This is a genomic window from Streptomyces sp. NPDC107454 (genome assembly GCF_055582885.1).
This window is the reverse complement of sequence record NZ_JBVJPA010000005.1, coordinates 255,541-276,147: the sequence shown is the minus strand read 5'-3', so window position 1 is coordinate 276,147 and position 20,607 is coordinate 255,541. Positions and strand designations below refer to the sequence as shown.

Here is a 20,607-nt window from a genome sequence, read left to right as displayed (position 1 = left end):
CAGGGAAGCGTAATGGGTGGGACCCGTCCTCAGTCCCCCTCGTGCGGATCCCGTACCCACACCCCGAGCGCCCACCTGTCGCACCGGCGCACACGCCTCCCGCCACGACCTCACGTCGCGCTCATCCGTCGGCCAGGCGCTCGATGAGGGCGAGGGAGTGCTCGTTGTACGCGGCGACGATCGCGTGCGCCGCGCCCGGGTCGCGGCGGGCCAGCGCGTCCACGAGCTCCGTGTGGCCCGCCCACAGGTGGCCCTTCAGATCCTCCACCCGGCGCAGGTGCTGCACCGTGCACACCCAGGACTGGACGCGCAGCCGGTGCAGGAAGTCGGCGAGGTAGGCGTTGCCGAACAGGGCGCTCAGCTCGCGCCAGAAGCGCAGGTCGTAGCCGATGAGGATGTTCAGGTCGCCGGCGGTCGCGGCGCGCTGGGCCTCCTCGCCGCGGCGGCGGACCCCGGTGAGGGCGGCGAGGGCGCGTGGATCGTCGGCCTGCGTCATGCCCGAGTCGAGGAGACTCTTGAACATCCCGTCGGTGACGAGACTCCGGGCCTCGATCATGCCGCGGTAGTCGTCCAGTGAGTACTCGTGCACGCGGAAGCCGCGGTGCTGGTCCGCCTCCAGGAGGCCCTGGGCCGACAGATCGACGAGGGCCTCGCGGACGGGGGTCGCGGAGACGCCGTACTGCTCGGCGATCTCCTTCACCGTGAACGCCTGCCCGGGCCGGAGCCGGCCTGCCAGCACCTCGTCGCGGAGCGCGTCCGCGATCTGCTGCCGCAGGGTGCTGCGGGTTACGGCGCCGTTGCCGCCGGTGCCGGGCATGGTCTCTCGCTCCCTCGTCGCGTACGGGTGCACGTGCGTGCGCTTGTCTGCAAGCACGGTCACCTTACGCGGACGCGAGCCCCTCAGGGGCTGCAGGAGGCGGGGCCCAGCCCCGCCCCCAGGCACGCGGCACATACGGGGCACAGCCCCGCTCTCAGGGGCGCGGGGAACTGCGCGCCCAGCCCCCACCCACCCGCAGCCCACCCGCAGCCGACCCACACGCCCCCGCGCGTCACACGGTGTATTCGTCCGCCACGGACAACGCCTCGTCCAACACCGCGAGCCCCTCCTTGGCCTCTCCCTCGGAGACATTGCACGGCGGCACCACATGAGTCCGGTTCATGTTGATGAAGGGCCACAGCCCCCGCGCCTTCGCCGCGGCCCCGAACGCGGCCATCGGCCCATTGGCCTCACCGGCGGCGTTGTACGGCACCAGCGGCTCCCGGGTCTCCCGGTCCTTGACCAGCTCCAGCGCCCAGAACACCCCCGTACCGCGCACCTCACCCACACTGGGATGCCGCGCGGCCAGCTCCCGCAGCCCGGGCTCGAGCACCGTCTCCCCGATCCGCGCGGCCTGCTCGACGATGCCCTCCTCCTCCATCACGTTGATGGTGGCGACGGCGGCGGCACAGGCCAGCGGATGCCCGGAGTACGTGAGCCCCCCGGGGTAGGGCCGCCGGGCGAAGGTCTCCGCGATCGCCGAGGAGATCGCGACACCGCCGAGCGGGACGTAGCCCGAGTTCACGCCCTTCGCGAAGGTCATGAGGTCCGGCGTCACGTCGTAGTGGTCCGCCGCGAACCACTTCCCGGTACGCCCGAACCCCGCCATGACCTCGTCCAGGATGAAGACGATCCCGTACTGGTCGCAGAGCGCCCGCACCCCGGCGAGATAGCCCGGAGGCGGCGTCATGATCCCCGCGGTCCCCGGAATCGTCTCGAGGATGATGGCCGCGACGGTCCCCGGCCCCTCGAAGGCGATCGTGTCCTCCAGGTGCTGAAGCGCCCGCTCGCACTCCTGCTGCTCACTGTCGGAGTGGAAGGGGGAGCGGTAGAGGAACGGCGCCCAGAAGTGGACGACGCCCGCCGCGCCGCTGTCGTTCGGCCAACGCCGCGGGTCACCGGTGAGGTTGATCGCCGTGGAGGTGGCCCCGTGGTACGAGCGGTACGCGGAGAGCACCTTCGGACGGCCGGTGTGCAGCCGGGCCATCCGCGTGGCGTTCTCGACGGCCTCCGCGCCACCGTTGGTGAAGAAGATCTTGTCCAGGTCGCCCGGGGTCCGCTCGGCGATCAGCCGGGCCGCCTCCGAACGGGCCTGAACGGCGAAGGCGGGCGCGAACGTGGACAGGGTCGCGGCCTGTTCCTGGATCGCGGCGACGACCTTCGGGTGCTGGTAGCCGATGTTGGTGAAGACGAGCCCGCTGGTGAAGTCCAGATACCGCTTGCCTTCGTAGTCCCAGAAGTACGACCCCTCCGCGCCGGCGACGGCGAGCGGGTCGATGAGCTCCTGAGCGGACCAGGAGTGGAACACGTGCGCGCGGTCCGCGGCCTTCACGGCGGCGCCGACCTGGGGGTTGGGCTGAGGGGTCATGCGCCGAAGCGTAAATGTCGCCGGAGGGGGCGCGACATCGGCGTCCTGTCTGTGACCGGGGGCTTTCCACGACAGTCTGTCGGGCTTGGCCGCGGACAACAGGCCATTGACAGCATCCTGTCGAAACGACAGCATGCTGACATGGCGCACAGGCGCCCTCACGACCCATGCGAGGAGAGAGCGATGAACGACCACGCCAGTCCCGTCCACCTCGCCGTCTACGACACCTACGCCGACTGGGAGACCGGTCACACCACCGCGTATCTCGCCCGCGCCGGCCGCGAGATCCGGACCGTCGGCCCCACCCGGGAGCCCGTGACGACGATCGGCGGTCTCCGGATCCAGCCCGACCTCGCGCTCGACGAACTCTGCCCCGACGACAGTTCCCTGCTGATCCTCACCGGCGCCGACCTCTGGACCGAGACATCAGCCGCTGCCGCGGCGGGGTGCCACGACCTCGCCCCCTTCGCCCGCAAGGCCCGTGCCTTCCTCGACGCGGGCGTGCCGGTGGCCGCGATCTGCGGGGCGACGGCCGGGCTCGCCCGTGAGGGGCTCCTCGACGACCGGGACCACACCAGTGCCGCGCCCTTCTACCTCGCCGCCACCGGCTACCGGGGCGGCGGGCGGTACGTCGACACCGACGCCGTCACCGACGGCAACCTCGTCACCGCCGGGCCGACCGAGCCCGTCGCCTTCGCCCGGGAGGTCCTGCGGCTTCTCGGGGTGTACGAGGGGGAGGTCCTGGACGCCTGGTACCGCCTGTTCCACGACTCCGACGCATCCGCGTACGCCGTACTGGAGAAGGCCTCAGGGGCCGCCGAGAAGGCCGCCCGATGAGCCGGGAACGGCAGAACCTCCTCAGCCGCGCCGCCCTCGGTGTCTTCCGGCTCAACGGCCAGTTCCTCTCCGTGGCGGACGAACTGGCCCGCCCCGCGGGGCTGACCGCCGCCTGGTGGCAGGTGCTGGGCGCGGTGCTCCCCGAGCCGCTCCCCGTCGCCGGGATCGCCCGCGCCATGGGCATCACCCGGCAGAGCGTGCAGCGCGTCGCCGATCTGCTGGTCGGCAAGGGCCTCGCCGAATACCTGCCCAACCCCGCCCACCGCCGCGCCAAACTGCTCTCCCCGACCGCCGCCGGCCGCGCCGCGGTCGCCGCGATCGGCCCCGGCCACGCGACCCTCGCCGACCGGCTGGCGCGGGCGCTCGGGGAGGAAGGCTTCGCCGAGACCGTACGGATCCTGGAGCGACTGTCGGCGGTTCTCGACGAGATCGACGAGATCGACGAGATCGACGAGATCGACGGGGCCGCGACGGACGTCACGAAAACGCCAGGTGCTGTTACTGAACCGTAGACACCGCCCCACCCACCTCCCGGTAGGGCCGCACTATCCTCGGCCTCGGGCGGTTGCACAGGTGCGGGGGAGGGCGGCACGACGATGGAGAAGCTGGGGGCGGGGGAACCGCAGCGGATCGGGGCCTACCGACTGCTCGCGCGGCTCGGTGCCGGTGGCATGGGACGCGTCTATCTGGCCCGCTCCGACCGGGGCCGTACCGTCGCGGTGAAGCTGGTGCGCGAGGAACTCGCCGCGCAGGAGGAGTTCCGGGCCCGCTTCCGCCAGGAGGTGCAGGCCGCGCGCCGCGTCGGCGGCCTCTGGACCGCCCCGGTCCTCGACGCGGACACCGAGGCCGCCGTTCCGTGGGTCGCGACCGGATATGTCGCCGGACCCTCCCTCCAGACGGTCGTGGGCCGCGACCACGGAGCGCTACCGGAACGTTCCGTCCGCATCCTCGCGGCCGGACTCGCCCACGCCCTCAAGGACATCCACGCCGCCGGACTCATCCACCGCGACCTCAAGCCCTCCAACGTCCTCGTGACCATCGACGGCCCGCGCGTCATCGACTTCGGGATCGCGCGCGCCCTGGAGACCGTCACCGACGGCGGCCTCACCCGCACCGGCGCCCTCGTCGGCTCGCCCGGGTTCATGGCGCCCGAGCAGGTCCGCGGCGACCGCCTCACGCCCGCGTGCGACGTCTTCTGCCTGGGCTCGGTCCTCTCGTACGCCGCCACCGGCGCCCTGCCCTTCGGGGCGGCGAACAGCGGGGTGCACGCGACGATGTTCCGCATCGCGCAGGAGGATCCCGACCTGGACGGCGTACCGGAGGGCCTCGCCGACCTCGTACGGCACTGTCTGCGCAAGGACCCCGCCGCCCGCCCCGGCCTCGACGAGATCCTGGAGCGCATCGGCGCGGAGGACACCGTCGTGGAAGGACGCTCCCGCGACCCGTGGCTGCCCAGCGCGCTGGTGGCCCAACTCGGGCGGCACGCCGTGCGGTTGCTGGACACGGAGAACCCGGACGAGCGCCCCGCACCGGCTCCGGCGCCGCCCACGCCTCAGGCCGCCGCCCCCGCTCAGGAACCGGCTCCGGGATCCGCCCCGGCGGCCCTGGACCTGTCCAAGCCCTCGGCCGCACCCACCCCTGCCCCCGCTCCCGTCCCCGAGGTCGCCCCGGAGCACGCCGCCACCCCGCCCCCGCCGGGAGGACCGGCCTCGACGGACCACATCCAAACGCTGATCGCGGGCGCCGACCAGACGCCCCCGTCGGCCGCGCCGCCCGCCGTGCACCCGGCGTACGGCCATCCGCAGCAGCACCCCAGCCCCACGGGCCCGCCCGCGTACGGCCATCCGCAGGGCGGCTGGGGCGCGCCCGGCTCGTACGGCCCCACGCCGTCGTACGGACCGGGCATGCCCACCACGCCGTACGGCCCCGCGGGCATCCCCGAGCCCGAGCCGCCGCGCAGAAGCGGCCGCTCCACCGCCGCCCTGATCGTCGTGGCGCTGGTCGTCGCGCTCGGCGCGGGCGGTTCCGTCTACGCGCTGATGCAGGGCGGCACGGCCAAGGGCACCGACGACGCGAAGGCGTCCTCGGCCGCGTCCACGAGCCCGACCGCCCCCGACTCGCCCTCCCCCTCCACTCCCTCCTCCCCCTCCTCCCCTTCCGATTCCCCCTCGCCCCAGGCATCCCAGGGCGGCACGATCCCGGAGGGGTTCCTCGGCACCTGGGACGCCTCCATCGACAACGCGACGGGCCGCAACACCCGCCGACTGACCATCCAGCAGGGCGCGGTGGGCGACAAGGTCCTCTCGCTCGTCGCGGACGGTCCGTCCGGCAGCAGCACCTACCACTGCGTCTTCCAGGCCGAACTGACCGCCGCCCCCGGCACCGGCGGCCCCCTGGTGATCGGCCCCTCCGAAGTCACCGGCGGCGCACCGATCTCCTCCTGCTCCCCGGGCGCCGCCTCCGAGATCACCCTTCTGTCCGACGGCCGGCTGCGCCGGGTGAACACGGGCTCGGGCGAGTCGCTGACTTACACGAAAAGCGGCTGACGAAGCGTCAGTTCGGGTGAACGGCCGCTGAACTTCACCCGGCGTACGCCGGGTGTTCCCGCCTCGAGCCGTACGGTGACCGCACCTTGGGGTCGGGGGAGTGGCTCGCGATGGAGTGGCTGAGCGCAGAGAACATTGTGGCCGTGGGGACCGCCGTGATCGGTGTCGTCGCCTCCGCGGTGATGGTCTGGTACGAACGCCGGGTGCCGCGGCGCAAGCGGATCGGCTACCGGGTGCAGATGGACAACCCGATAGGCGACGACGTGCGTTCGGGGCGCGCCAACGTACGGCTCGGGCTGTTCGACGAGACGCCGGGCATGACGGACGCCACCCTCGTGCTGCTGCGGATCGAGAACGACGGTTCGCAGAGCATCGCCGGTGACGACTACACGAGCCGTGAACGCCACGGTCTGACAGCGGTGTTCACCGACCGCACCATCCGCGGTGTGTCCGTCACCCAGCCGCCCGGCACCGACCACCTCATGGACCACTTCACCCCCGCCGCGGGGCTCAGTTACGAGGACGGCGTCCTGCGCATCCCGCGCGTCCCGCTCAACCGGGGCGAGCACTTCAAGCTCCTCGTGCTGCTGTCGGGCGGGGACGTGGGGCGCGAGATACGGCTGATCGGCGGGCTGCGGGACGGCGAGGTCAGCCCCAACCGCAGTACGACACCGGACGACCAGCCGCCCCTCTTCAGCCGTGCGGCCCGGCTGATCACCGTGCTGCTGACCGTGTGTGTCGTCACGCTCGCGCTGATCGTCGTGCTGCGGGACGACTCACCGTCGCCGATGGGCTGCGAGAAGGGCACGCTCACCGTCACCGGCTCGACCGCCTTCGCGCCCGTGATGAGCGAGCTGGCGAAGAAGTACGAGCAGGACTGCGAGGGCGCCGACATCGTGGTCGACGCGCACGGGAGCACGGCGGGGGTGCGTGAACTCGGCGAAGCCGGCAAGTCCTCGAAGGGCGCGCCGCCCGTCATCGCCCTCTCGGACGGGCCGAAGCCGAGCGGGTTCCCGCAACTGCGCGAGAACCGGGTCGCGGTCTCGGTCTTCGTCCTGGTCGTGAACGACGACCTGCCCGTGCGGAACCTGTCCCTCGCCGACGTACGCCGCCTCTACCTCGGCGAGATCAAGAACTGGAAGCAGCTCGGCGGTCCCGACCGCCCCGTGCTCCTCGTCAGCCGGGACGCCAACTCCGGTACCCGCCAGGTCTTTCAGCGCCGGGTGCTGGGGCGGGGCGAAATCGCCAACTCGTCCCTGGACTGCGTCCACAAGGACGACGCGACGGCGCCCGTGGTGCGGTGCGAGCTCGATTCCACCGGGCAGGTGCTGAACAGCGTGGCCGGGTTGCCCGGGGCGATCGGCTACAGCGAACTGAACCTCGCCACCGGATACAAGGGCCTGCACCAGCTCACCCTCGACGGACACACCGCGTCCGTGGAGGACCTGGAACACGGCACGTCCTCCTACCCGTACCGGGAGATCGAGTACGCCTACACCTACGGCCAGCCGCCCGCCGACTCCCTCGCCTCCAGCTTCCTCACCTACATCAGCCGCGGCAACGGCCAGGACGTCATCCGCACCCACGGCCACCTACCGTGCGGGACCCCGGTGGGCCTGAAAATCTGCGGCACCAACTGACTCCTTCGACCCCGGGTGCGTCGCTCGACCACCCCCGCCCGTCCGGTTCGTTTGGCTGCGGGTGGGTGGGGGCTGGCCGCGCAGTTCCCCGCGCCCCTGAAGGCGGGGGCTTCGCCCCGCGTCCCCCGTCCGCCCGAATTCGTTCGGCTGTCGGCCGGTGGGGGCTGGTCGCGCAGTTCCCCGCGCCCCTGAAAACCTCCAGCCCGTCCGGCGTTTGAGGGTGAGGCAGGTCCGGCCGATGCGGGGGGGCAGGGGTGATGCGGGGGTTCGGGGGCGAAGCCCCACAGTCCAGGGGGCGGAGCCCCATGGGGGTCCAGGGGGCGGAGCCCCCGGTGGGGTACAGGGGCGGAGCCCCGCTGGGGATTCGGGGGGGGAGCCCCGTCAGGGGTGCGGGGGCGTGTTCCTGGCGGGGTGCAGGGGCGGCCCCCCCGCGGGGGTTCGGGGGCGGAGCCCCTGGTGGGGTGCAGGGGTGGAGCCCCGCTGGGGATTCGGGGGGGGGAGCCCCGTCAGGGGTGCGGGGGCGTGTTCCTGGCGGGGTGCAGGGGCGGCCCCCCCGCGGGGGTTCGGGGGGCGGAGCCCCTGGTGGGGTGCAGGGGCGGAGCCCCGCGGGGGGTTCGGGGGCGTGCCACCGGTGGGGTTCGGGGGCGGAGCCCCCCGGCGGGCGGCAGCCCCGTGGGGGTTCGGGGTTGTAGGGGCGGAGCCCCTGGGATGGGACGGGTAGGGGCGGCGGGGGCGAGGGAACGCTAGCGCGGCTCCGGGGGACGCTGGCGAGGCATGTTCGGGCGGGTGCCCGGAGGCAACGGCAGCCGCCCAGCCGACGCCCCCTCCGCCCGAGAAACCCCGGCCAACGACGACTGGATCCCCAGCGGCGCGGGCCCGGTCCGGAACTCCACCATCCAGTCCGCCGTCTCCACCCGCACCAACTCCGTCATGTCCTCCGAAAACCGGCGCAACACCCCCAGACACCGATCCGCCGCCTCGCTGGCGGTCCCCTCCGTCGGCCCCAAAACCTCCCGCACACTCTCCGACGCCCAGTCGAACTGCAACACCTGCAACCGCCGCTGCACGGCCTGCGCGGTCGCCACGTCCCTTATCCACCCGGAGGTCACCCCGAAGAACCGGTCCCCGGCCACACACGCGACCCCGAGCAGCAGCGCGAGATACCCCCAGGGGGCGACCCCGCCGACCACTCCGGTGAGGTCCAGCAGGGGAAGCGCGGCCCCGGCCACCGCCCCCACCGCCGCCCCACCCCTCAGCACCCGCGCCCCCCGCCGCTTCCACACCCGGTCCGCGAGATACCAGGACGCCGTGTCGAGCGCCCCCTGCTCCACCCACCGGTACAGCTCATGGAGCCGCTCGGCCGGCTCCCCCCAGTCCCCGAGCGGAAACGCGCGGCCGGTCAGATCACCCGGCCGGGTCCCCGCGGCCCCGTCGTCCCGACCGTCCTGGGGCGGCCCCTCGGGCTGCATCTCCGGCTGGCTCACCCGGCACTCCCTACTGGCGAAGGACGACGAAGGACGAAGCTGGTGATGTTGGATGTCGCTGGTGACGTTGTGTCTGGTGACGTTGTGTGATGTCAAGTGACGCGTGGTGCCGAAGCGCCGCTCCCTTCCTACCGCCCAATGGGTGGCGATGGCCCGGGTTTCGCCGCTTTTCCGCCCGGAAGAGGGTCTTGATCAGGTATAGGCTTCGAGATCGTCTCACTCGAAAGAGTGCTTGGGCGACGGCCCCGCCAACCACGTAGGCTCATGCTGAACGGGAAAACCCCGTCCAGACAGCCGTACGAACCAGGAGCTGATCGTGATTCCCGGTGGTGGCCAGCCCAATATGCAGCAGCTGCTCCAGCAGGCCCAGAAGATGCAGCAGGACCTCGCCAACGCGCAGGAGGAACTCGCGCGCACCGAGGTCGAAGGCCAGGCGGGTGGCGGTCTGGTGACGGCGACGGTGACGGGCTCGGGTGAGCTGCGCGCCCTGGTCATCGACCCGAAGGCCGTGGACCCCGAGGACACCGAGACCCTCGCCGACCTCGTCGTCGCGGCGGTCCAGGCGGCCAACGAGAACGCCCAGGCGCTCCAGCAGCAGAAGCTCGGCCCGCTCGCCCAGGGCCTCGGCGGCAGTGGCATCCCCGGCCTGCCTTTCTAAGACCGGCGGCGGCCAACTACCGTACATACTGAAAGATTCCAGGAAGGGCGGCAGTCCGTGTACGAAGGCGTGGTCCAGGACCTCATCGACGAGTTGGGGCGGCTGCCCGGCGTCGGTCCCAAGAGCGCGCAGCGGATCGCCTTCCACATCCTGCAGGCCGAGCCGACGGACGTCCGGCGGCTCGCGCAGTGCCTCATGGAGGTCAAGGCGAAGGTCCGCTTCTGCGCGACCTGCGGCAATGTGGCGCAGGAGGAACTGTGCAACATCTGCCGCGACCCGCGTCGGGATCTGACCGTCATCTGCGTGGTCGAGGAGCCCAAGGACGTCGTCGCGATCGAGCGCACGCGCGAGTTCCGGGGCAAGTACCACGTGCTGGGCGGCGCGATCAGCCCGATCGAGGGTGTCGGCCCCGACGACCTCCGGATAAGGGAACTCCTCGCCCGTCTCGCCGACGGCACGGTCACGGAGCTCATCCTCGCCACGGACCCGAACCTGGAGGGCGAGGCGACGGCCACGTACCTCGCCCGCATGATCAAGCCCATGGGCCTCAGGGTCACCCGCCTGGCCAGCGGCCTCCCGGTGGGTGGCGACCTGGAATACGCGGACGAGGTCACACTCGGCCGCGCCTTCGAGGGGAGACGACTCCTAGATGTCTGACGCCACGCTGCACGCGACCAGCCAGGACCCCGACGACTTCGTGGTCCAGATCGCGGACCAGGTCGAGAGCTTCATCGTCGCCGTCACCGAAGTGGCGAAGGGCGACGAGCCGGACTCCGCCGTGCCTTTCCTCCTCCTGGAGGTGTCCCAGCTGCTGCTGGCCGGCGGCCGTCTCGGCGCGCACGAGGACATCGTCCCCGACGAGCGCTACGAGCCGGACCTCGGTCCGGAGCCGGACGTCGACGACCTGCGTGAGCGCCTCGCGGTCATGCTGGACCCGATCGACGTCTACTCCGAGGTGTTCGACCCGTACGAACCGCGCAAGGCCCCGGTGGCCTGCCGCATCTCGGACGACCTCGCGGACGTCATCACCGATCTGCGCCACGGCATGGCCCACTACCGCGCGGGCCGCACCACCGAGGCCCTGTGGTGGTGGCAGTTCTCCTACTTCTCCAACTGGGGGTCCACCACCTCGGCGGCTCTGCGCGCCCTCCAGTCCCTGGTGGCCCACGTCCGCCTGAACCAGCCCCTGGACGACCTCAACGGCCTCGACACCGACCAGGACCTCGGCGAGGAGGTCCTCGCGGAGGAGGCGGGCCGGGTCATGGCCGAGGAGATCGGCGGACCGCTCGGCATCAGGTCGGCCAAGTAGCCCCGCTCCGGGGTCAGACGGCGGGCCAGTGCGCCCGGGTGAGGGCGGCGGCGGAGGCCGGCGCGGCGTCGGCGTCGTCGAGCAGCGCGGCGAACCCCGTGGAAGACGTGCGGGACCCGGGGTCATACCTGGAGCTCGACCGCCTCCTCGTGCCCGGCCGCGCGGGCGGCCAGTCGTACGGCGTCGTCCGGCAGGATCTCGTGCGAACCGACCTGGATGAGCAGGGGCGCGAGCCCCGTCAGGTCGAGAAGACCGCCCCACCACAGGTCACCCCAGCCCCCACACCCCCTTCCCCAACGTGGTGAGCCCGCCGATCAACGCCAGCAGCAGCACCAGCATCCGCGCCCGCTGCTCCGGCACCCGTTCGGCAAGCACCCTCCCGGCCGAGGCCCCCACCACCATCCCCGTCACCACGACCCCCCACCGCGCCGGCCCAAGATGCGGAACGCCGTTCGAGGCCACCGAGAAGGCGTTCACCACCACCCCGTAGAACAGCGCGTTCGGCACGAACTCCCGTACCGTCCACCCCGCGTTGAGCGCGTACAGAGAGACCGGCGGACCCCCCACCCCCGCCGCGGAGTTCATGAACCCGCCCGCCGCCCCCGCGGCCACCGCACCCCGCGTGCCCCGCAGCGCGGGCAGCCGGGCGCCCCGCATGACCACGACCACGGCCACCGTCACCAGCGCGCCCATGAAAACGAGCAGCTCGGCGGGCGGCAGCCGCCGTGCGACCCAGCTGCCCACCGGCACGGTGAGCGCCGCCGCCAGACACAACGGCACCATCGCGCGCGGCCGCACCCGCCGCCACCCACCGGCCAGCCCCACGACGCAGATCGCCCCGGCGGCGCAGTTCGCGAGGACGACACCCTGGGCCGGCCCGATCAGCAGCACCAGCGCCGGCACGGCGACGAGCGCGAAGCCCATCCCGGTCAGCCACTGCACACAGGACCCCAGCAGCACGATTCCACCCAGCATCAACTCGCCCGTCATCCACGCCCCTTACCCCACCCGGCACACCTGCACGCCCGTCACCATCCCCTCGCACAGCGTGAGTTGGCCGGGAGTTGGATCGGCCCTGCACGTCCGCTGGACGGCTCCTAACCAGCGCGAAGAGAGGCTGGAGTCGCTCCCACAGCAAGTGGAGCGACCCGCAAGTACCCCCACCGCACTGGAGTTCCCATGAAGCGCCGGATACGCAAGCGCGCCGCCGTCATCACCGCCTCCACCCTCGCCGCCGCGACCGCCGTGGGCCTCGGCGTCAGCACATCGGCCGGCGCGGCCCCGCAGAAGCCGCCCACCAAGGCACAGATCGCCGCGCTGTTCGACGGCTGGAACGCCGCGCTGAAGACCGGCGACCCGGAGAAGGTGGCCGACCGCTACGCCTCCGACGCCGTCCTGCTGCCCACCGTCTCCAACAAGATCCGCGACACGCACGCCGAGATCGTCGACTACTTCGAGCACTTCCTCGAGAACAAGCCGGTCGGCAAGAAGACCGAGACGATCGTCAACGTCCTCGACGAGAACTCCGCCATCGACACCGGCCTGTACGCGTTCACGCTCACCGACCCGGACACCGGCGCCAAGCGTACGGTCGAGGCCCGCTACACGTACGAGTACGAGAAGCGCGGTGGCAAGTGGCTGATCGTCAACCACCACTCCTCGGTGATGCCCGAAGGCTGACGGCCACCCACAGCCCGCCGCCGGGTGCGTCGCGCAGGGCCACGGTCCCGCCGTCGTCCGCCACCAGCTGTTTGACGATGGCGAGGCCGAGCCCGGAGCCGGAGCGCCCGGTCAGGCCCTGGCCGCGCCAGAAGCGGTCGAAGGCGCGGGCCTTCTCTGCGTCGGACATGCCGGGCCCCTGGTCCAGCACCGAGAGCACCACCTCGTCGGGGCGGACCGCCACCTTCACGGTGATCACCGAACCGTCCGGGGAGACCTCCAGGGCGTTCGACAGGATGTTGTCCAGTACCTGGTCGAGGTGCCCGGGACTGGCCAGCACGAGCGACCGGCCGCCGAGTTCCCCCTCCTGCGCGATGGTCACCCCGCGCTCCTCGGCGGCCGGCCGCCACACCGCGAGCCGGTCGTCCACCAACTCCCGCAGCGACAGCGCCTCGGCCGCCGAGACCTTCGCCTCGGCACGGGCGAGCACGAGCAGTCCGTTCACCAGTCGGCTCATCCGGACGACCTCGGCGGTGGCCTGGTCCACGTCCTCGCGCACGAACGCGTCCTCGACCCCGTCCGCGATGTTGTCGAGGGACAGGCGCAACGCCGTGAGCGGGGTACGGAGCTGGTGGGAGGCGTCGGCGACGAAGATCCGCTGGGAGTCGATGAGGGTGTCCAGGCGTTCCGCGCCCGAGTTGAGGGTGCGGGCCAGGCGCTGGGTCTCCGGCGGTCCGGTGACCGGCGAGCGCGCGGTCAGATCCCCGTCGCCGAACCTGCTGGCCATCTCGTTGAGCTGCCGCAGCGGCCGGGTCAGCCGGCGTGCCACCAGCGCGCCGAGCCCGGCGGCCACCGCCAGCACACCGACGGCGAGGATCGCCCGGAAGCCCCAGATCCGCCACAGCCGGGCGGTCAGATCGGAGGTCGGGTACGTGACGCGCACCGCGCCCACGATGCGGTGGTCCCTGATCGCCGGAACCGTCACCCGCAGCGCGCCGTCGCCCCAGCGCGCCGTGTCCGTCCCGTCCGTGCCGGAGGCCGGGAGCACGTCCACGTGGCCGGGCGTCCGGTCGGCGTACGCCGTCGCCAGCCGGTTCAGCGCGGCCCGTGAGGCGGGGTCGCCCTGCGCCAGCATCAGCGCCATCGTGTTCGCTTCCCGGCGCACCGAGGCCTCGGTGTCGCCGCGCAGCTGCGAGGTCAGCGTGAAGGCCACCGGCACGGTGAACGCGGTCAGTGCGACGGCCACCAGCAGGACGTAACTGACGATGAGCTGCCGGATCATGAGCCGGGCGCGCCCTGTTCCGGAGCGGGGGCCGAACCGGGGATCGAGTCCGGCACCGGATCCCGTACGACCTCCAGACGGAACCCGACCCCCCGTACCGCCTCGATGGTGATCGCCCCCGCGAGCTTGCGCCGCAGTGCGGCGACATGGACGTCGAGCGTCTTCGTCGGGCCGAACCAGTTCGCGTCCCAGACCGCTTCCATGATCTGTTCGCGTGACATCAGCGCGCCGGGCTCCTCGGTGAGGAACGCGAGCAGGTCGTACTCCTTGGGCGCGAGCGCCACCTCGACGCCGTCGAGGCGGACCCGGGCGGCCTTGCGGTCGACGGTGAGCCGGGACCCGTAGCGGTCGGGGCCCGCCGACCTCTCCGTAGGGGGCCGCACGCGCCGCATCACCGCCCTTATTCGCGCGATGACCTCCCGTACGCCGAAGGGCTTGGAGACGTAGTCGTCGGCGCCTATCTCCAGGCCCACCACCCGGTCGGTCTCGTCGCTGCGCGCGCTGATCACGATGATCGGCACGTCACCGCGGGTCCGCAGCGCCTTGCAGACGTCGAGGCCGTCGGTGTCGGGCAGGCCGAGATCGAGGAGGACGACGTCGTACGGGCCCTGGTGGGCCAGCGCCGCGTGGCCGGTCGTGACCCACTCGACCTGGAAGCCGTAGCGCAGCAGTCCCCGACGCAGTGACTCGGCGACCGGCTCATCGTCTTCCACCAGGAGTACGCGCACAGCCGAACCTTAGTGCTTGAGAGTTAAGACACGGCGGTGTCGTGTGACACGGGGCACTTTCCGGAGTGGCGGGGCGTGCGGGCGGGCAGGTGCCGCTCGGAGCGGCCGGAGGGACCCTGCCGAAACCGGTGGATCTGACGACTCCGGTGGACTCCCGGTGGACCTTGACGGTCCGGAGTGATCACGTCGTGGGCGGGACATCTCACGATTCGACACTCCGGAAGGGAAATCCGGCCGCTCGTTAGACTGAGCCGACCGCAGTTGTGCGGTACAGAGACGGATTGAGCGAGGAGCGCACGTGGGCCTTGTCGTGCAGAAGTACGGAGGCTCCTCCGTAGCCGATGCCGAGGGCATCAAGCGCGTCGCCAAGCGAATCGTGGAAGCGAAGAAGAACGGCCACCAGGTGGTCGTGGTCGTTTCCGCGATGGGCGACACGACGGACGAGCTGATCGATCTCGCCGAGCAGGTATCTCCGATGCCCAGCGGGCGAGAGTTCGACATGCTGCTGACCGCCGGAGAGCGGATCTCCATGGCCCTGCTGGCGATGGCGATCAAAAACCTGGGCCACAGCGCCCAGAGCTTCACCGGCAGCCAGGCAGGCGTCATCACCGACTCGGTCCACAACAAAGCGCGGATCATCGACGTCACGCCGGGCCGTATCCGGACGGCGCTCGACGAGGGCAACATCGCCATCGTCGCCGGCTTCCAGGGCGTCTCGCAGGACAAGAAGGACATCACCACGCTCGGGCGTGGCGGGTCCGACACCACGGCCGTCGCGCTCGCCGCGGCGCTGGACGCCGAGGTCTGCGAGATCTACACCGACGTGGACGGTGTGTTCACCGCCGACCCGCGGGTGGTGAAGAAGGCGAAGAAGATCGACTGGATCGCCTTCGAGGACATGCTGGAGCTCGCCGCCTCCGGCTCCAAGGTGCTGCTCCACCGCTGTGTGGAGTACGCCCGCCGCTACAACATCCCGATCCACGTGCGCTCGTCCTTCAGCGGGCTCCAGGGCACCTGGGTCAGCAGCGCACCGATCAAGCAAGGGGACCAGAAGGTGGAGCAGGCCATCATTTCCGGTGTCGCTCACGACACCTCCGAGGCCAAGGTCACGGTCGTCGGTGTCCCGGACAAGCCGGGCGAGGCCGCCTCGATCTTCCGCGCCATCGCCGATGCCGAGATCAACATCGACATGGTCGTGCAGAACGTGTCCGCCGCCTCCACCGGCCTGACGGACATCTCCTTCACCCTCCCCAAGACCGAGGGCCGCAAGGCCATCGACGCCCTGGAGAAGGCGAAGAACGTGATCGGCTTCGACTCGCTGCGCTACGACGACCAGATCGGCAAGATCTCGCTCGTCGGCGCGGGCATGAAGACGAACCCGGGTGTCACGGCCGGCTTCTTCGAGGCGCTGTCCGAGGCGGGGGTGAACATCGAGCTGATCTCCACCTCCGAGATCCGCATCTCGGTGGTCACGCGTGCCGACGACGTCCCCGAGGCCGTCCGCGCGGTGCACACCGCCTTCGGGCTCGACTCCGACAGCGACGAGGCCGTCGTCTACGGAGGCACCGGACGATGACCGTCCTCCCGTACGGCGGCGCTGGTCGCCGCTGATGACCAGGCCGGCAGGACCGACGCTGGCGGTCGTGGGCGCGACCGGGGCCGTCGGCACGGTCATGCTCCAGATCCTGTCCCAGCACGCGGACATCTGGGGCGAGATCCGTCTGCTCGCCTCCCCGCGCTCGGCCGGCCGCAAGCTGGCCGTGCGCGGCGAGGAGGTCGAGGTGGTGGCGCTCAGTGAGGCCGCCTTCGACGGGGTCGACGTCGCGATGTTCGACGTCCCCGACGAGGTGGCCGCGCAGTGGGCGCCGATCGCCGCGGCCAAGGGCGTCATCGTGGTCGACAACTCGGGCGCGTTCCGGATGGACCCGGACGTGCCGCTGGTCGTCCCCGAGGTGAATCCGCACGCCGCACGCGTGCGCCCGCGCGGGATCATCTCCAACCCGAACTGCACCACCCTCTCCATGATCGTGGCGCTCGGCGCGCTGCACGCCGAGTTCGGCCTGCGCGAGCTGGTGGTCTCCTCGTACCAGGCGGTGAGCGGCGCCGGGCGCGCGGGCGTCGACACCCTGCGCCAGCAGCTGTCCCTCGTCGCCGGTACGGAACTGGGGACCAGCCCCGGTGACGTACGCCGGGCCGTGGGCGACAACACGGGCCCCTTCCCGGAGCCGGTGGCGCTGAACGTCGTCCCGTGGGCCGGGTCGCTGCGCGAGGACGGCTGGTCCTCGGAGGAGATGAAGGTGCGGGACGAGTCCCGCAAGATCCTCGGGCTGCCGGACCTGCCCGTTGCCGTGACCTGCGTCCGCGTCCCGGTCGTGACCACGCACTCCCTCACCGTGCACGCCCGCTTCGAGGGCAAGGTCACCGTGACCAAGGCCCGCGAGATCCTGGCCACCGCGCCCGGAGTCGTCCTGTTCGACAACCCGGCCGCCGGCGAGTTCCCCACTCCCGCGGATGTCGTCGGCACCGACCCGACCTGGGTGGGCCGCGTCCGCCGGGCCCTCGACGACCCGACCGCCCTCGAACTCTTCGTCTGCGGCGACAACCTCCGCAAGGGCGCCGCCCTCAACACGGCCCAGATCGCGGAACTGGTGGCGGCGGAGCTGTCCTAGACAGTCGCGTCACTGCCGTAGCCGTGAGGCGATTTCGGTGGCGCGGCTCCGGGTGTCGTCCTGCATGGCCGGTGGGTTTCCCTGCTCAGGGTGTCCGGGGGGAAAAATCTCCCTGGTCATGTCCGGATTCGTTTGTAGGATCTGTGTCAGTTGTGTGGCCGGAATAATGGTCCGGACCACTTGTCCAGGACCCGCTTGGCGTTCGAAGATTTCCCTCCCCGTTCTCCGCAACCGCGCGGAGGGCGGGGAGCGTCTTTGCGGTCGCCCTGAACGGGTGTCCGGGGACGGCACGGCATAACGGGGCATAGGGGATGAGCTAGTACGCATGAGGGCATTCAATGCACTGCCAGGTGCGCTACGGATCGCGTCGGCGGGCGTTCCGGCACCTGGTCCGGCGGGCGTTGCGAGGTGCGTGGGGGCGGGTCTTGTGGAGCGCGTGGGGGCGGGCGTTGTGCGGTGTGTGGGGACGGGTGTCGTGAGGTGCGTGGGGACGGGTGCCGTGGGGCGCGTGGGAGCGGTCCCTTCGGCCGGTGTGAACCCTGGAGCGAATGTGATGCCTGTCGCGTACAACCCTGACGGGGGTCAGCGTGTCCAACTGGCGTGGCAGAGGTTCTCGAATTCACCGCGGTACAGACCAGGGGCACACCCCTGCGTCCACCCCGCCGACTCCGCAGCCCCGGCGTGCCCGGCGGCATGCCGGTGATCGCGCCCATGCCCGCAGCGCGGCCCGCCCGCATACCGAGTCAGCGCGACGGCGCTGAAGACAGCATGGCCGCCGGCACCACGGTCGACCATCTCACCGAGACCTACCGCGCCCACTACCGGTCGCTGCTGGGCCTCGCGGCACTCCTGCTCGACGACACCGCCTCCTGCGAGGACGTCGTCCAGGAGGCCTTCATCCGTGTGCACTCGGCGCGCAAACGCGTCCGTGACCCCGAGAAGACGCTCGCGTATCTGCGTCAGACCGTCGTCAACCTCTCGCGCTCCGCGCTGCGCCGGCGCATCCTCGGCCTCAAGCTCCTGTCGAAGCCGATGCCCGACATGGCGAGCGCGGAGGAGGGCGCGTACGACCAGCTGGAGCGCGACGCCCTGATCAAGGCGATGAAGGGCCTGCAGCGCCGTCAGCGCGAGGTCCTCGTCCTGCGCTACTTCGCGGACATGACCGAGGCCCAGGTCGCCGAGACTCTCGGGATATCGCTCGGGTCGGTCAAGGCGTACGGTTCGCGCGGCATCGCGGCGCTCCGTGTCGCCATGGAGGCCCCGGCATGAGCCAGCGACGCGACAACCACGACCGACACGATCCCTTCGAGGGGCATGAGCCGACACACCGGCCCACGCCCGCCGAAGACGAGCACGAGCAAGAGCACGAGCAGCAAGCTGGGAACGGAACTGTGAACCACGGCCCCGAGTCAAACGGCCCCCACCCGCAGGGCCCGGACGCACAGGGCCCGCACGCACCGGGCCCCGACACACTCGGCCCGGACGGGTCCGGTTCGGACGAGCCGGGCCCCGACGGGTTCGGTTCGGACGAGCTGGCGCTGCGCCGGCTGCTGCACCAGGCCGTCCAGGAGATCGAACCCACCGACGGCACGCTGGAACACCTGCGCCGCGCGGTCCCCGCACGACGGGCCCGCAAGCGTCAGGCCATCGTCGGCGTGGCCGCCGCCGCGCTCTTCATCGGCACCGCCGTCCCCGCCCTCGTGCACGTCTCGAACGCCTCCGGGTCGAACGCCGACCCGTCCATAGCGGGCAACAGCTCACAGGCCCAGGGCGGCACCAGCCAGGGCAAGGGCCCCGACGGCGGCGAGAGCTCCGTGGGCGGCAGCTCAGGCACGTCCAAGGACAAGGGCAAGGGCGGCACCCAGACCGGCACGCCCGACAAGGGCAAGGGGACGAACACCGGGTCGGCCACGGGTGGCCCCGATCCCTCGGCCTCGGCCGCGATCTCACCCGCGTGCACACCGGCGCAGCTCGGCGGAGCCACCAGTACCGTCGGCACCCCGGACGCCACCGGCGTGGTCTACGGCTCCTTCACCCTCTCGAACGTCTCCGCCACCAGCTGCACCGTCAGCGGCGCGGGCACGCTCGGCACCCTCGCGCAGGGCGCCGCGGACTCGGCCAAGATCAGCGTGGTGACGCATGTGGCGGGCGACGCGGCCACCGGGCTGCCCGACCCCACCACGGAGGTCGCCTCGGTGGTGCTGAAGCCGAGCGCCTCGTACGTCGTGAAGTTCGCCTGGGTGCCCTCGGAGACCTGCCCGACCACCGGCGGCGGTCAGCCCTCGCCGACCCCGACCACCACCACGGACGGCGCCACCAGCACGGGCGGCACCGCCACGGACACCGGTGGCACCGGCGCCTCTACTCAGCTGGTGACGGAGGACGGCGGACTGGCCGACGGCAGCGTCGCCGTGTCGTACACGGCCGAGACGGGCGCGGCGACGGCCACGACGACCGTGCCCAACGCGTGCGCCGGGACGATCTACCGGACGGGGATGTTGTCGGCGTCCTGAGGGGCGTCGGCGGCATCGGCTCGGGTGGTGGCTTCGGTGACCGTGGCTTCTTCTTCGTCATGGTCCGGGACGAGTCCCAACTCCGCGTCCCGGGCGAACTCCGCCTCGCGGCGCAGCAGCCGGAACCACATGAAGACCACGAAGCCCGCGAAGACGAACCACTCACCGGTGTAACCGAGGTTCTGGAACGCCTTCAGGTCCAGGCCGGTGCCCTGAGGCTCGGTCGCGGGCACCGCACGCATCCCGCTGTCGGCCTTCGCGAGGGTGATCCAGGCGTCGTACACCTCGTACGGCACCAGGTTCACCAGTGACGCCGAGCTGATCGCGCCGGTCTGTCCCGCGGGCAGACCCCCGGCGGCGGTGACGCCGTTCGCCCCCGGGCTCTCGGAGGCCTGGAGCGCGCCCGTGACGGTGACCTCACCGGTCGGGGCGGCGGGCGCCTTCGCCGGGTCGGCGGTTCCGGGCAGCCAGCCCCGCACGACGGGCAGGGCCTTGCCGCCGTCGACGCGCAGCAGCGTCAGCACGTAGAACCCGCGCTCGCCGTCGAGCTCGCGCCCCGGCACGAGGAGCTGCTTGCCGTACCGGCCGGTCGCGGTGGCCTGCTTCCCGGAGGTCTCCGTGCTCACGGGCAGCAGCCGGGCGAGCGGACGGGCCGCCTCCGTCCTGGCCGCGGCGGCCTGCTCACCGGCCGCGCGGTGATCCTGCACCCGAGCCTCGAACCGGCTCAACTGCCACGAACCCATGAAGATGCAGAAGGGGATGGCCAACAGCACGAAGACGTTGATCCCCCACCAGCGGGGCGTCAGCAGGAACCGGTACACGACCTCAAAGGTACGGTGCCGCGCACGACGCCGAGGCCTCGGGGCCCCTCCTGCCG

Annotated in this window: 19 protein-coding genes; 12 read left to right on the top strand and 7 right to left on the bottom strand. The window is 71.6% G+C overall.

The annotated features are described in order from the left end of the window. Nucleotides 1-121 precede the first annotated feature (121 nt). Entirely contained in the window at nt 122-817 is a 696-nt protein-coding gene (locus ACZ69M_RS14140; RefSeq protein WP_470050161.1) for a GntR family transcriptional regulator, read from the bottom strand. Nucleotides 818-1,049: 232 nt separating this feature from the next. Continuing rightward, nucleotides 1,050-2,405, bottom strand: coding sequence for an aminotransferase class III-fold pyridoxal phosphate-dependent enzyme (locus ACZ69M_RS14135; protein ID WP_470049704.1), 1,356 nt, complete (start codon nt 2,403-2,405; stop codon nt 1,050-1,052). Between the two features lie 183 nt (nt 2,406-2,588). On the opposite strand from ACZ69M_RS14135, the gene ACZ69M_RS14130 reads away from it, so the two are divergent. The 4 genes from ACZ69M_RS14130 to ACZ69M_RS14115 all read left to right on the top strand — a co-directional run bounded on the left by ACZ69M_RS14130 (nt 2,589) and on the right by ACZ69M_RS14115 (nt 7,428). Further along, nucleotides 2,589-3,242: a DJ-1/PfpI family protein gene (locus ACZ69M_RS14130; RefSeq protein ID WP_470049702.1), complete on the top strand. Its 654-nt coding sequence runs from the start codon at nt 2,589-2,591 to the stop codon at nt 3,240-3,242. Next, nucleotides 3,239-3,754, top strand: a complete 516-nt coding sequence (locus ACZ69M_RS14125; protein ID WP_470049700.1) for a MarR family winged helix-turn-helix transcriptional regulator — start codon at nt 3,239-3,241, stop codon at nt 3,752-3,754. The genes ACZ69M_RS14130 and ACZ69M_RS14125 overlap by 4 nt, the downstream gene beginning before the upstream one ends. A gap of 84 nt (nt 3,755-3,838) precedes the next feature. Next, nucleotides 3,839-5,788, top strand: coding sequence for a serine/threonine-protein kinase (locus ACZ69M_RS14120; protein ID WP_470049698.1), 1,950 nt, complete (start codon nt 3,839-3,841; stop codon nt 5,786-5,788). A gap of 110 nt (nt 5,789-5,898) precedes the next feature. After that, a complete protein-coding gene (locus ACZ69M_RS14115; RefSeq protein ID WP_470049696.1) occupies nt 5,899-7,428 on the top strand; it encodes a substrate-binding domain-containing protein in 1,530 nt (509 codons plus the stop codon). 743 nt (nt 7,429-8,171) lie between these two features. Here ACZ69M_RS14115 and ACZ69M_RS14110 read toward each other — a convergent pair. After that, nucleotides 8,172-8,912 (bottom strand): SLATT domain-containing protein, encoded by a 741-nt coding sequence (locus ACZ69M_RS14110; protein WP_470049694.1) that lies wholly within the window; start codon nt 8,910-8,912, stop codon nt 8,172-8,174. A gap of 316 nt (nt 8,913-9,228) precedes the next feature. Between ACZ69M_RS14110 and ACZ69M_RS14105 the strand changes: the two genes are divergently transcribed. From ACZ69M_RS14105 to ACZ69M_RS14095, 3 genes are read left to right on the top strand one after another with little or no spacing between them, the layout of a single operon-like run. Next, complete coding sequence (locus ACZ69M_RS14105; protein ID WP_075033091.1) at nt 9,229-9,570, top strand: YbaB/EbfC family nucleoid-associated protein; 342 nt, start codon at nt 9,229-9,231, stop codon at nt 9,568-9,570. A gap of 57 nt (nt 9,571-9,627) precedes the next feature. Next, nucleotides 9,628-10,227, top strand: a complete 600-nt coding sequence (recR, locus tag ACZ69M_RS14100) for a recombination mediator RecR (protein WP_055613476.1) — start codon at nt 9,628-9,630, stop codon at nt 10,225-10,227. Further along, nucleotides 10,220-10,879 (top strand): DUF5063 domain-containing protein, encoded by a 660-nt coding sequence (locus tag ACZ69M_RS14095; protein WP_402039237.1) that lies wholly within the window; start codon nt 10,220-10,222, stop codon nt 10,877-10,879. Before recR ends, ACZ69M_RS14095 begins: the two co-directional genes overlap by 8 nt. A gap of 267 nt (nt 10,880-11,146) precedes the next feature. Here the strand turns inward: ACZ69M_RS14095 and ACZ69M_RS14090 are convergent, their stop codons facing one another. After that, complete coding sequence (locus ACZ69M_RS14090; protein WP_470049691.1) at nt 11,147-11,869, bottom strand: TSUP family transporter; 723 nt, start codon at nt 11,867-11,869, stop codon at nt 11,147-11,149. Nucleotides 11,870-12,058: 189 nt separating this feature from the next. Between ACZ69M_RS14090 and ACZ69M_RS14085 the strand changes: the two genes are divergently transcribed. Further along, nucleotides 12,059-12,559, top strand: coding sequence for an SgcJ/EcaC family oxidoreductase (locus ACZ69M_RS14085; RefSeq protein WP_470049689.1), 501 nt, complete (start codon nt 12,059-12,061; stop codon nt 12,557-12,559). Here ACZ69M_RS14085 and ACZ69M_RS14080 read toward each other — a convergent pair. After that, on the bottom strand, nt 12,525-13,820 hold the full coding sequence (locus ACZ69M_RS14080; RefSeq protein ID WP_470049688.1) for a sensor histidine kinase: 1,296 nt from the start codon (nt 13,818-13,820) through the stop codon (nt 12,525-12,527). The genes ACZ69M_RS14085 and ACZ69M_RS14080 overlap by 35 nt on opposite strands. After that, nucleotides 13,817-14,548, bottom strand: a complete 732-nt coding sequence (locus ACZ69M_RS14075; protein WP_470049686.1) for a response regulator transcription factor — start codon at nt 14,546-14,548, stop codon at nt 13,817-13,819. The genes ACZ69M_RS14080 and ACZ69M_RS14075 overlap by 4 nt, the downstream gene beginning before the upstream one ends. A gap of 298 nt (nt 14,549-14,846) precedes the next feature. On the opposite strand from ACZ69M_RS14075, the gene ACZ69M_RS14070 reads away from it, so the two are divergent. The 4 genes from ACZ69M_RS14070 to ACZ69M_RS14055 all read left to right on the top strand — a co-directional run bounded on the left by ACZ69M_RS14070 (nt 14,847) and on the right by ACZ69M_RS14055 (nt 19,730). After that, the gene (locus ACZ69M_RS14070) at nt 14,847-16,124 is read left to right on the top strand and encodes an aspartate kinase (protein WP_470049684.1); all 1,278 of its coding nucleotides are present in this window, start codon (nt 14,847-14,849) and stop codon (nt 16,122-16,124) included. Between the two features lie 34 nt (nt 16,125-16,158). Beyond that, nucleotides 16,159-17,217, top strand: a complete 1,059-nt coding sequence (locus ACZ69M_RS14065; RefSeq protein ID WP_470049682.1) for an aspartate-semialdehyde dehydrogenase — start codon at nt 16,159-16,161, stop codon at nt 17,215-17,217. Nucleotides 17,218-17,817: 600 nt separating this feature from the next. Beyond that, a complete protein-coding gene (locus tag ACZ69M_RS14060; RefSeq protein ID WP_079065272.1) occupies nt 17,818-18,486 on the top strand; it encodes a SigE family RNA polymerase sigma factor in 669 nt (222 codons plus the stop codon). Continuing rightward, on the top strand, nt 18,483-19,730 hold the full coding sequence (locus ACZ69M_RS14055; protein WP_470049680.1) for a hypothetical protein: 1,248 nt from the start codon (nt 18,483-18,485) through the stop codon (nt 19,728-19,730). The genes ACZ69M_RS14060 and ACZ69M_RS14055 overlap by 4 nt, the downstream gene beginning before the upstream one ends. On the opposite strand, the gene ACZ69M_RS14050 is transcribed toward ACZ69M_RS14055, so the two are convergent. After that, the gene (locus ACZ69M_RS14050) at nt 19,700-20,551 is read right to left on the bottom strand and encodes an SURF1 family protein (RefSeq protein ID WP_470049678.1); all 852 of its coding nucleotides are present in this window, start codon (nt 20,549-20,551) and stop codon (nt 19,700-19,702) included. The two genes, ACZ69M_RS14055 and ACZ69M_RS14050, sit on opposite strands and share 31 nt — an antisense overlap. Between the last annotated feature and the right edge of the window lie 56 nt (nt 20,552-20,607).

Coding starts and splice junctions, on each gene's coding strand:
- ACZ69M_RS14130 (WP_470049702.1), top strand. CDS start 2,589: ATGAACGACCACGCCAGTCCCGTCCACCTCGCCGTCTACGACACCTAC.
- ACZ69M_RS14120 (WP_470049698.1), top strand. CDS start 3,839: ATGGAGAAGCTGGGGGCGGGGGAACCGCAGCGGATCGGGGCCTACCGA.
- ACZ69M_RS14135 (WP_470049704.1), bottom strand. CDS start 2,405: ATGACCCCTCAGCCCAACCCCCAGGTCGGCGCCGCCGTGAAGGCCGCG.
- ACZ69M_RS14125 (WP_470049700.1), top strand. CDS start 3,239: ATGAGCCGGGAACGGCAGAACCTCCTCAGCCGCGCCGCCCTCGGTGTC.
- ACZ69M_RS14115 (WP_470049696.1), top strand. CDS start 5,899: ATGGAGTGGCTGAGCGCAGAGAACATTGTGGCCGTGGGGACCGCCGTG.
- ACZ69M_RS14080 (WP_470049688.1), bottom strand. CDS start 13,820: ATGATCCGGCAGCTCATCGTCAGTTACGTCCTGCTGGTGGCCGTCGCA.
- ACZ69M_RS14055 (WP_470049680.1), top strand. CDS start 18,483: ATGAGCCAGCGACGCGACAACCACGACCGACACGATCCCTTCGAGGGG.
- ACZ69M_RS14090 (WP_470049691.1), bottom strand. CDS start 11,869: ATGACGGGCGAGTTGATGCTGGGTGGAATCGTGCTGCTGGGGTCCTGT.
- ACZ69M_RS14085 (WP_470049689.1), top strand. CDS start 12,059: ATGAAGCGCCGGATACGCAAGCGCGCCGCCGTCATCACCGCCTCCACC.
- ACZ69M_RS14140 (WP_470050161.1), bottom strand. CDS start 817: ATGCCCGGCACCGGCGGCAACGGCGCCGTAACCCGCAGCACCCTGCGG.
- ACZ69M_RS14065 (WP_470049682.1), top strand. CDS start 16,159: ATGACCAGGCCGGCAGGACCGACGCTGGCGGTCGTGGGCGCGACCGGG.
- ACZ69M_RS14095 (WP_402039237.1), top strand. CDS start 10,220: ATGTCTGACGCCACGCTGCACGCGACCAGCCAGGACCCCGACGACTTC.